The 7,312-nt window shown below is 40.4% G+C and carries 6 protein-coding genes; 5 read left to right on the forward strand and 1 reads right to left on the reverse strand.

Translation table 11 applies throughout. The annotated features are described in order from the left end of the window. Nucleotides 1-6: 6 nt before the first annotated feature. A complete protein-coding gene (locus tag DWX43_RS07230) occupies nt 7-1,791 on the reverse strand; it encodes a sigma-54-dependent Fis family transcriptional regulator (RefSeq protein WP_118619720.1) in 1,785 nt (594 codons plus the stop codon). Between the two features lie 172 nt (nt 1,792-1,963). Between DWX43_RS07230 and pdxA the strand changes: the two genes are divergently transcribed. Genes pdxA through DWX43_RS07255 form a run of 5 tightly spaced genes read left to right on the forward strand, consistent with a single transcriptional unit; the run spans nt 1,964 to nt 7,286 of the window. Continuing rightward, nucleotides 1,964-3,004, forward strand: a complete 1,041-nt coding sequence (gene pdxA / locus DWX43_RS07235) for a 4-hydroxythreonine-4-phosphate dehydrogenase PdxA (RefSeq protein ID WP_118619722.1) — start codon at nt 1,964-1,966, stop codon at nt 3,002-3,004. Between the two features lie 10 nt (nt 3,005-3,014). Then, nucleotides 3,015-4,280: a four-carbon acid sugar kinase family protein gene (locus DWX43_RS07240; protein ID WP_118619724.1), complete on the forward strand. Its 1,266-nt coding sequence runs from the start codon at nt 3,015-3,017 to the stop codon at nt 4,278-4,280. Then, nucleotides 4,277-5,659, forward strand: coding sequence for a gluconate:H+ symporter (locus DWX43_RS07245; RefSeq protein WP_118619726.1), 1,383 nt, complete (start codon nt 4,277-4,279; stop codon nt 5,657-5,659). The genes DWX43_RS07240 and DWX43_RS07245 overlap by 4 nt, the downstream gene beginning before the upstream one ends. A gap of 19 nt (nt 5,660-5,678) precedes the next feature. Next, nucleotides 5,679-6,260: an HD domain-containing protein gene (locus DWX43_RS07250; protein ID WP_118619728.1), complete on the forward strand. Its 582-nt coding sequence runs from the start codon at nt 5,679-5,681 to the stop codon at nt 6,258-6,260. 18 nt (nt 6,261-6,278) lie between these two features. Further along, the gene (locus DWX43_RS07255) at nt 6,279-7,286 is read left to right on the forward strand and encodes an Ldh family oxidoreductase (protein ID WP_118619730.1); all 1,008 of its coding nucleotides are present in this window, start codon (nt 6,279-6,281) and stop codon (nt 7,284-7,286) included. Nucleotides 7,287-7,312 lie beyond the last annotated feature (26 nt).

A 7,312-nucleotide genomic window follows, 5' to 3' on the forward strand; every position in this document is an offset into this window, starting at 1 on the left:
GTTTATCTAAAGGTTCGTTTTTAAAATTCTCCACAGAGTACTTCTGCTGATACCAAGCCTTTCGGCTGCTTTTGTTTGATTATTATTTTCATCTGTAAGGACTCGTAGGACTATTTGGTAAGTTATCTCAGAAAGTTTGCCTGACAAATCCAATCCGTCCGTAAGGAGGGACTGGTTATGTTTCTTTGGCTCTTTACTGAGCATGTTTTCAGTATTATCCGCAGTAATATAGGGGGTGTTGCAGGTAATGACAAGTTCTCTGACAATGCGTTTGAATTGGGTCAGATTGTTCGGCCAGTCATATTCTTCTAGAATTTTTATCGCATCAGTTTCAAACCCTGTAATCTGCTTTCCTGTCTGCATATTGACCTCATTGATGTAAAGGCTGCATAAGCTTGGAATATCCGCCAGCCGTTCCCTGAGTGGAGGTAATCTCAAAGTAAGGCAGGATATGTGACTTGTAAGGTAACTGAAAAAACTATTTGTTTCAGTGTTATTGGTGGAGTTCAATGAAAATAGTAGGTAGTTCCTTTTTAAAAGGTTAGAGTATTCGATGAACTCGATAAGTGATTCTACTTGAGGTTTCCCAAGTGCATCAATATTGTTAAAGAAGATTGTACAGTTATCTTTAAGCAAAGGTGAATCCGGGCTTGTTGTAAAGGTTTTCCAGTATTGAGAGGATACTTTGCCGCACAGAATGGTATAAATTGGAAATCCGTGAAAACGGCTCTCCTGATATAATATAGATGCGGCTTTTGATTTGCCGGTCCCGGGTTCTCCTAGAATAAGAATAGGCTGTGGTGCATTTTGGGCATATTGACTGAGTGTATGCTTCAGACCGCCAAGGGAATTTGCACTATTGAAATACGCGTTATAAAAGTCTGGGAAAGCAGCCCCCCCTTCATTGATTTCTATTGCCCCGCTGTTCATATACTGGGGCATGGGCGAGGACGCAATAAAAATAAAAAGATATTTTTGATTCTGAATTGTCTCTTGTCTGGAAGAAAAAAGGTACATTTTATTATTGATGCTTTGTTCAGCAGTAAAAGTAGCAGAGCCCCAAAATGTAGTAAGCATTCTGGAAATATATTTAAATACTGCTGTATTTTCATCTGTATCATCCATAGAATTATACAGCGTATTATTATTTGAATCGAGTATAATAGCAGACTCTGGTGAAGATGAAAGTGCCTGTGTAAATATTCTCAACTGTTGTTTAATGTGCGTGTAGCTTCGGCTCACTTTTAAAGCCTGGTCAAATGCATTTTCAATACTTTCAGTACCGGAAGTAATGAGAATGGCATTGAGCCCAAGGGAACGAGAAAGGTTATAGACAATAGTATCACAGAGAATAATCTGGCACTTTTTTTGCTGAAGCCGTTCTAATGTGGTCAGAGCGTGCTCTTTACTGGTTACAGTAATAATTTCAGATTTGTACCGGAGTAAATCACATAATATTGCTGCACAGGATGTTATGCCTGAAAAACCTACGATAGCGACTGACTCCCCATAACCCTCTGCAAGTTTAAGACCGCGTAGGATATCATATACAGAAAATGAAATTTCAATGACTGGAATAGTGGTATTTTTAGAAAGCAGCTCCGCAGTTTGACCGCGGGATATGATAACATCAAAGTTTTCTTTATTCAGGTGTTTTACAATATTAACGCCTTCGTTTAAATCCGCCTCATAGACAGTTAATTCTATCGTGTTTCGTCTCTTTCCTAAGAGAAGGATTAATTCATACATCCCCCGATATGGTGCAATTGCTAAGATTTTTGTTTTTTCCATAACCGTCACCCCTTTTTGATTGTTTTAAAATGAAACGAAATATAATAAATAATGATAAATGTATTGAAATGAAACAATAATAATGTAAAACATAACTTATATTAAAGCTGTAATATCATTATAGTATAGATATGAAACAAAAACAAATGATTTTTGAAAAGGGAGGGAAAATATGTATAGTCCTATAATTGGGATTTCAATGGGAGATCCGGCGGGAAATGGAGCGGAGCTTACAGCGAAATCCCTATCTAAACGTAAAGTGTATGAAAAGTGCAGACCGATTGTAATTGGTGATGCAGAGTGTATGAAGATGGCTTTAAAAGCCATAGGTAAAGAAGAGATTCAAATCCATGCCATTTCTAAAGTGCAGGAAGCAGAGTATTGTTATGGAACCATAGATGTTTTAGATATGCACCTCGTAGAAATTGGAAAGCATCAATACGGAAAGGTTTCTAAAATGTGTGGCGAGGCATCTTTTCAATATGTAAAAAAGCTGATTGCTCTGGCTATGGAGAAAGAAGTGGATGCGACAGTAACTAATGCAATTAATAAGGAGGCTATTAATCTTGCAGGGCATCATTATTCGGGACATACAGAAATCTATGCGCATTATACAGGAACTTCCCAATATGCTATGATGCTGGTCCATGAAAAACTGAGGGTAGTGCATGTTTCAACACATATTGCACTTAGGCAGGCGTGTGATGCAGTAAAGAAGGACAGGGTATTGGAGGTTATTCGGCTGGCAGATGACGCATGCAGAAATATGGGAATTGTAAATCCAAAGATTGGTATTGCAGGGCTGAATCCACATTGCGGTGAGAATGGTATGTTTGGAAGGGAAGAGATAGAAGAGATACAGCCGGCTATAGAATTGGCTATGAGAGAAGGAATCTGCATACCGGAAAAGAAACCAACCCCTCCGGATACTGTATTTTCTAAGGCATTGGGTGGCTGGTATGATATTGTTGTGGTTATGTATCATGACCAGGGACATATTCCTTTAAAAGTGAAAGGGTTTGTATACAATGAACAGGCAAAGGCGTGGGATGCAGTATCCGGAGTTAATATAACCTTAGGATTACCCATTATAAGGACGTCTGTTGATCATGGTACAGGATTCGGACATGCAGGGGATGGAAGCGCCAATGAAATCAGTTTGATGAATGCGATTGATTATGCAGTTTTAATGGCTGGAAATCAGCGTAAATAGGAGAAATGGCATGGTTGAATTGCTGGTAATAGCGGATGATTTTACAGGGGCATTGGATACAGGGGTACAGTTTACGAAAAAAGGAATTCAAACAAAAATCATAGTAGATTCCAAGTGTCAGTTAAAAAATCAGGACAATAATGTGCAGGTGCTGGCAGTGAACACAAATTCAAGAGCAATGGATCAGAAACAAGCCTATGAAGCTGTATATAAGTTAGTTCATGAAGCTAGAGAAATAGGGATTCCTTATATTTATAAAAAGACGGATTCTGCCCTGAGGGGAAACATAGGAGGAGAACTGAGCGCAACGATAGATGGGAGTGGCCAAAGGAGGATGGTATTTATTCCCGCATATCCTGATGCAGACCGCACGACAGAAAATGGTATCCAATACTATAAGAGCATACCCATCAGTGAGACTGCATTCGGAAGAGATCCGTTTGAACCGGTGAAATTCTCTTTTATTCCGGATATCATAAAGCAGCAGAGCCATGTACCTGTACATATAGCCAATGTCTCTGAATTGGAAAAGCTACTCGATACAATGAGTGAAAAAGAAGTATGCGTGGTTAACGCGAAAAGTAACGAAGATATCCGAAAAGCGGCAGACATTTTGAAAGAAAAGGAAGGGTATAACGTATTTGCAGGGTGCGCAGGATTTGCATCAATGCTGCCTTATATTTTGGGTATGGAAGGAAAATATTTTTTTAAGCCGAGAATGACTGCAGGAGTCATTGTATCCTGCGGAAGCCTGAACCCTATAACGGAAAGGCAAATAAAATATGCAGAACAGAATGGTTTTGGAAGAGTTCATTTATCCGCTTTAGGAAAATGGGATACCCAGAGTAAAGGGATTGAGAAGTTTCTGCAGTCAATTTACAGGCAGTATGAAGAAAAAAAATGTGTGATTATAGACTCTTTTGAAGAAGGAAAGGAATTAGATGAAAATACGCTACAGAAGGAGAAGATGGAAGAAACGAGATTTCAGGTAGCGAATATACATGGGCTAATTATGCAGAAACTTTTAGAAACGGGATTTGATGCTACTTATGTAGTGACAGGTGGTGATACCTTAAAAGGGATTATGGATGTCATCGGTTGTGAGAAATTGAATCCTGTCACTGAAATTGAAAAAGGTGTTGTACTGTCCAAAATGGAACTGAAAGGGAGAGAGATTCAGGTGATATCAAAATCAGGAGGTTTTGGCGGGACAGATATATTTTGTAAAATACGCCGGACGGTAACGCGAGTACGTTTAAGAGGAGGTACGTTATGAATATGGAAATAAGAATGCTGGTAGCCTTGGGGATAGGGCTCATTTTAATGATTTTATTAATTGCCAAAACAAAGCTGCATCCGGTAATGGTACTTATTTTTGTGTCGGCTGGAATTGGTGTCGCGGGGGGAATGGACATAGCAGAGATAGGAGGCGTGATTAAAAATGGGTTCGGCAATACCCTTGGAAGCATAGGCATTGTAATTGGCTTTGGTATGATGATGGGACAGATCATGGAAAAGTCAGGGGCGGCCAGAGTTATGGCAAATACTTTTTTGAAACTGCTAGGTAAGAAAAACGACGATTTAGCATTAGGAATAACGGGATTTGTCGTTTCAATTCCTATTTTTGCAGATTCTGGCTATGTAATACTTCTGCCATTAGTCAAAGCAATTTCAAAGGCTACCAAAAAGTCTATTGTAACTTTGGGTTTTGCCTTGGGGATGGGGCTGCTGCTCGCTAACGTATGTGTGCCGCCGACACCGGGACCATTAGCCGCTGCCGGGATTTTTGAAGTGAATATGGGGTTGTTCATACTTTTCTCAATTGTAATGTGCCTGCCTTTAATCGGTGTATCCACACTATGCGCACGCTATTTTGGAAAAAAGTATTATAGAATACCGGGTAATGAGGAAGGCGAGTTTATTACGGCTAAGAACGGAGATGAAAGGGATGATTCAACAGAGATAGAGAGCGTGGACAGAGAACTTCCATCTGCATTGGTATCGTTTATGCCCATCATAATACCACTGCTGTTAATTATGATTAGCAGTATTATTGGTATGGTTTATGGTAGTGGAGGAGAGCTGCCGGTTATATTGAAGTTTTTAAATCTTCTGGGAAATCCGATTATCGCAGTCGGTTTAGGAACACTCGCGGCTATATATGGCTTAGTTGGGAGTACGCCAAGGAATGAAGTGATGGACATTATGGAACAAGGACTGAAAGGCGCGGGAATGATATTATTGGTAACAGGAGCCGGAGGGGCACTTGGAAATATAATCAGTGCGAGCGGGGCAGGAGACTCTATTGCCCAGATGCTGTCAAAAAGCCCGATTCCAGTTATTGTGATTCCATTTGTTATATCAGCTGTTTTAAGGCTGGTACAGGGGAGCGGTACAGTAGCAGTCATAACAGCGGCATCCCTGACAGCGCCTATTTTAATTCCGATGGGGGTTAACCCGATTTTTGCGGCATTTTCAGCCTGTATAGGATCACAGCTTTTTGCTATATTTAATGATAGTTTTTATTGGCTGGTTGTTAGGTCGACGGGGTTAAAGACTGTCAAAGAACAAATTAGTGCATGGAGCTTTACAGAATTTATAACTGCTTTTGCAGGTCTGATAGAAATTTTAATTGTAAACGCAATCTTTGGATAGAGAAAAGAGAGGGAAGCATATGAGTAGTAAGTATGAGGTAAATCAAGAAATAAAAGCGGGAGTTATGGCGTCAATGCCTATTATTGGTGAAATTAATGATGTGAAATTAAGGGACAAGGTGTTGGATGCGTGGGCTCTGACCTTAGAGGAAAATGAATTCAAAAGAATGGAGGAAATACCGGGGCTGCCTGTACTGGGGGAATACTGCAACCAGCCTAAACATATTACGGCAGTAACGAAAATGGTATTGGGGATGGTGGATTGTATGAATGAAGCTTTAGAAGAACCGCTGGAGCTTGACCGTGATTTGCTTTTGGCGTGTGCAATCTGCCATGATTTGGGAAATCCATATGAGTATAATATCCGAAAACGGAAAATATGGAAGGAACATCCTTCAAAAGAGGGATACCCATGCTTAAGACATACTTTCTATGGAGCCCATATTGCGCTGACAGTGGGGCTTCCGGAGGCAGTAGCCCATGCCTGTGCCTGCCATTCACCGGAAGGGCAGTTTGTGGAGCGGAGTTTGGGGACAACAATTTTGTATCATGTGGATGATGCATTTTGGAAAATTCTTAGGTCAGCTTACGAAATAAGTTAGGAAGGAAAGAGATATATTATGGCTAATAAGTCACATTATCAGTTTAACGAAACAAAAAGAGTGGCATATTCTACGATAAAACCTTGGATAAGACAAATATTCTGCGCAAATGGATTAAAAGAGGCTGATGCAGAGATTGTAGCAGATTCTTTGGTAACAGCTGACGCAAGAGGGGTATATTCTCATGGGATTCTCAGGACATCGATTTATAGAAAGAGAATACAAAAGGGTTGTGTTGATGTGAATGCTGTTCCGCAAGTGATTGTAGATAATGCTGCAACGATGGTTGTTGAGGGAAATAATGCGATGGGACAGGTCGTAGGGCAATATGCTATGGAGAAAGCAATAGAAAAAGCAAAGGTATATGGGATATCTTTTATCAGTGCCAGAGGCAGCAACCATTATGGAACCTGTGCCTATTATGCACAGATGGCACTTGCGGAGCAGATGATAGGCATATCCGCAACCATTGGCGGAGGAAATCTTATGGCGCCTTGGGGCGGAACGGATGCAAGAGTTGGAAATAATCCATTTGGTATAGCAATACCTGCTGAAAATGCTTTTCCTGTTGTGTTAGACATGGCCCAGAGTGTGGTTGCCAAAGGGAAAATAGTAATGGCAACAAAAACGAATACACCAATCCCAAAAGAATGGGCATTTGATAACAACGGCAGAGAGACGACAGACCCATTTGAAGCAATGAAAGGCACAGTTAGGCCAATTGCAGATTATAAAGGATATGGAATAGCGGCCACGGTAGGTTTTCTCTGTTCTGTAATTAGCGATGCGGCTATAGGTTTATCATTGAAAGATGTTTATGAAGATTTTTCAGGAGGATTAAATAAGGGGCAAATGTTTATAGCGATAGACCTTGCACATTTAACAGATGTTTCCGCATTCAAAAGACGGATGGACAGAGAAATTGCTTATATAAAGGCTTCTCCGCCAGCAAAGGATATGGAGGAAGTATACCTCCCGGGGGAGTTGGAGGCAAGGAAGCAGGAACAGCAGATGAAGTCCAGCTAATAAATGTCAATAGTTAAATGAAAAAA

Origin of the sequence: Clostridium sp. AF19-22AC (assembly GCF_003479085.1) — a bacterium.
GTDB classification, from domain to species: Bacteria; Bacillota; Clostridia; order Lachnospirales; family Lachnospiraceae; genus Faecalicatena_A; species Faecalicatena_A orotica.

Coding starts and splice junctions, on each gene's coding strand:
- DWX43_RS07230 (WP_118619720.1), bottom strand. CDS start 1,791: ATGGAAAAAACAAAAATCTTAGCAATTGCACCATATCGGGGGATGTAT.
- pdxA (WP_118619722.1), top strand. CDS start 1,964: ATGTATAGTCCTATAATTGGGATTTCAATGGGAGATCCGGCGGGAAAT.
- DWX43_RS07240 (WP_118619724.1), top strand. CDS start 3,015: ATGGTTGAATTGCTGGTAATAGCGGATGATTTTACAGGGGCATTGGAT.
- DWX43_RS07245 (WP_118619726.1), top strand. CDS start 4,277: ATGAATATGGAAATAAGAATGCTGGTAGCCTTGGGGATAGGGCTCATT.
- DWX43_RS07250 (WP_118619728.1), top strand. CDS start 5,679: ATGAGTAGTAAGTATGAGGTAAATCAAGAAATAAAAGCGGGAGTTATG.
- DWX43_RS07255 (WP_118619730.1), top strand. CDS start 6,279: ATGGCTAATAAGTCACATTATCAGTTTAACGAAACAAAAAGAGTGGCA.